Consider the following 3,281-nt stretch of genomic DNA (forward strand, 5'->3'; position numbering starts at 1 on the left):
TTTTGTCGAAAAATATTTTTTGGACACCCCTGAGGGGCCGAAAAGCCTTGATAAATCAACATTTCTAGAGGGAGGCGTTTTCGATGTTTCGCATCGGTGACGTCGAAATCAAAAACCGTGTCGTGCTCGCTCCGATGGCAGGCGTGTGCAACTCGGCGTTCCGCCTGACCGTCAAAGAATTCGGCGCCGGGCTCGTATGCGCTGAGATGGTCAGCGACAAAGGAATCGTATACAACAATGAAAAAACGTTGAATATGTTGTACATCGATGAGCGGGAAAAGCCGATCAGTTTGCAAATTTTCGGCGGCGAGAAAGAAACGCTTGTCAAAGCGGCGAAATTTGTCGATAAAAATACGAATGCCGATATCATCGACATTAACATGGGTTGCCCAGTGCCGAAAATTACAAATTGTGACGCTGGAGCGAAATGGCTGCTTGATCCGAATAAAATCTATGATGTCGTTGCCGCGATCGTTGATGCCGTGGAAAAACCGGTCACGGTGAAAATGCGGATCGGTTGGGATGAACAGCACATTTACGCCGTCGAAAACGCTCAAGCTGTCGAGCGCGCCGGCGGCAAAGCTGTCGCTGTCCACGGACGGACAAGGGTGCAAATGTATGAAGGAAAAGCGGATTGGAACATCATCAAGCAAGTGAAAGAAGCGGTCAACATCCCTGTCATCGGCAACGGCGATGTCAAAACGCCGCAAGATGCCAAACGGATGCTGGAAGAGACAGGAGTCGACGGTGTCATGATCGGGCGGGCGGCGCTCGGCAATCCGTGGATGATCTACCGCACGGTCCGCTATTTAGAAACGGGGGAACTCATCCCCGAACCGACGCCGCGGGAAAAAATCGATGTTTGCCTGTTGCATTTGGATCGGTTGATTGCCTTAAAAGGCGAGTATATCGCCGTAAAAGAAATGCGCAAACACGCAGCTTGGTATTTAAAAGGGATTCGTGGGGCGGCGAAAATCCGCAATGCCATCAACGAATGCGAAACGCGAGACGAATTGGCCGCGCTGCTGCTTCAAGTAGCGGAAGAAGCAGAAGCCCAAGCAGCGGCGAACGCCGAAGCTGTTTAGCGTCGCTTTGCAAGACGGTTCCTGCTCCGAAGCAAAGGGAGAGTGGGGAATGCGTCAAGACGCAACCGAAGGCGGTGATCGAACCGTGGGGCGCATGGGGATCGCTCAGCCCATTTTCCGGCATAAGATGGGATGATCGGAGAAGCCCCCGTCTTCTATGCATGACCATAGAAGATGACATGGTCCAACAAGGACGATGTTCATGCAGGGGAGAACTGCCAGCGGGCGCTGGCAGTATTTTTCGTAAAAAATCGCTAAATGGAGTGAATGAGCTATGAGCCACGAGGAATTGAACGACCAACTACTCGTCCGCAGGGAAAAGCTGAAAAAAATCGAAGAATTGGGCGTCGACCCGTTTGGCAAACGGTTCGAGCGCACGCACAAGGCACAAGAGCTATTTGAACTATACGGTGAATGGTCAAAAGAGCAGCTAGAAGAAAACCCGATCGAAGTCGCTATCGCCGGTCGCATCATGACTAAGCGCGGCAAAGGCAAAGCGGGATTTGCCCACATCCAAGACGTTACAGGGCAAATCCAAATTTATGTCCGCCAAGACGATGTCGGCGAACAACAGTACGAACTGTTTAAAATCTCCGATCTTGGCGATATCGTTGGCGTGCGTGGCACGGTGTTCAAAACAAAAGTCGGCGAACTTTCCATTAAGGTGTCGTCGTACGAATTTTTGACCAAGTCGTTGCGCCCGCTGCCTGAGAAGTACCACGGCCTTAAGGACATTGAGCAGCGCTACCGCCAGCGTTATCTCGATTTAATCATGAATCCGGAAAGCAAGAAGACGTTTATTACTCGCAGTTTGATCATCCAATCAATGCGGCGGTATCTTGACAGCCATGGTTATTTGGAAGTTGAAACGCCGATGATGCACGCTGTGGCTGGAGGCGCTGCGGCGCGTCCGTTCATTACGCATCATAACGCATTGGATATGACGCTTTATATGCGAATCGCCATCGAGCTCCATTTAAAACGGCTCATCGTTGGCGGTTTGGAAAAAGTGTACGAGATCGGCCGCGTTTTCCGGAACGAGGGCATTTCCACCCGTCATAATCCGGAGTTTACGATGCTCGAATTGTACGAGGCGTACGCCGATTTCCGCGACATCATGAAACTGACCGAAAATTTGATCGCCCACATCGCCAATGAAGTGCTCGGAACGACGAAAATTCAATACGGCGAACATACCGTTGACTTAACGCCCGAATGGCGGCGCCTCCATATGGTTGACGCCATCAAGGAATATGTTGGCGTCGATTTCTGGCGACAGATGAGCGACGAAGAGGCGCGGGAGCTGGCGAAAGAACATGGCGTGGAAGTCGCTCCCCACATGACCTTTGGCCATATTGTCAACGAGTTTTTTGAACAAAAAGTCGAGTCCCATCTCATCCAGCCGACGTTTATTTACGGCCATCCGGTTGAAATTTCGCCATTGGCCAAGAAAAATCCGGACGACCCGCGTTTTACCGACCGATTTGAGCTGTTTATCGTCGGGCGCGAACATGCCAATGCCTTTACCGAACTGAACGACCCGATCGATCAGCGTCAACGCTTCGAGGCGCAGCTAAAAGAGCGCGAACAAGGAAACGATGAAGCGCATGAAATGGACGAGGACTTCCTTGAAGCGCTTGAATACGGCATGCCGCCAACAGGCGGGCTTGGCATCGGCGTGGATCGCTTGGTGATGCTCTTGACCAACTCGCCGTCCATTCGTGACGTGCTGCTCTTCCCACAGATGCGCCATAAATGATAGCGATCGTCCCCTGTTTCTTTCCTTGACAGGGGACGATTGGCTATTGACTTTAAAACAAGAAGCGTATAGAATAAAAGTCGTCTTTATGAACGAAGATAAAAAATCATCGTTGACAAACCGTTTTTGGTGTGCTATATTGTGATAGCATGCTGAAATGACAATCGTTGCGTTCAAAAATAAAGATTGTATTGACAAACGCAACAATTTGGCTATAATATGACTTGTCTAATTGGTCGCCTAGTGGTGATAGCGGAGGGGAAACACCCGTTCCCATCCCGAACACGGAAGTTAAGCCCTCCAGCGCCGATGGTAGTTGGGGCCAGCGCCCCTGCAAGAGTAGGTCGCTGCTAGGCGATGGCGTGGAGGATTAGCTCAGCTGGGAGAGCACTTGCCTTACAAGCAAGGGGTCGGCGGTTCGATCCCGTCATCCTCCA

2 protein-coding genes, 1 tRNA gene and 1 rRNA gene are annotated in these 3,281 nt (G+C 51.1%); all 4 read left to right on the forward strand.

Annotation, left to right across the window (positions count from 1 at the left end):
* The first annotated feature begins 83 nt into the window (after nt 1-83).
* The 4 genes from dusB to B4113_RS11415 all read left to right on the forward strand — a co-directional run bounded on the left by dusB (nt 84) and on the right by B4113_RS11415 (nt 3,281).
* Nucleotides 84-1,085 (forward strand): tRNA dihydrouridine synthase DusB, encoded by a 1,002-nt coding sequence (gene dusB / locus B4113_RS11400; RefSeq protein ID WP_033022338.1) that lies wholly within the window; start codon nt 84-86, stop codon nt 1,083-1,085.
* Between the two features lie 274 nt (nt 1,086-1,359).
* Nucleotides 1,360-2,844 carry a lysine--tRNA ligase gene (gene lysS, locus B4113_RS11405; protein ID WP_033022337.1) on the forward strand — a complete coding sequence of 495 codons (1,485 nt, stop codon included), beginning with the start codon at nt 1,360-1,362 and terminating at the stop codon, nt 2,842-2,844.
* A 239-nt stretch (nt 2,845-3,083) separates the two neighbouring features.
* Nucleotides 3,084-3,200 (forward strand): 5S ribosomal RNA (gene rrf / locus B4113_RS11410).
* An 8-nt stretch (nt 3,201-3,208) separates the two neighbouring features.
* A tRNA-Val gene (locus B4113_RS11415) sits at nt 3,209-3,281 on the forward strand.

This window comes from Geobacillus sp. B4113_201601 (assembly GCF_001587475.1).
Classification (GTDB): Bacteria; Bacillota; Bacilli; order Bacillales; family Anoxybacillaceae; genus Geobacillus; species Geobacillus icigianus.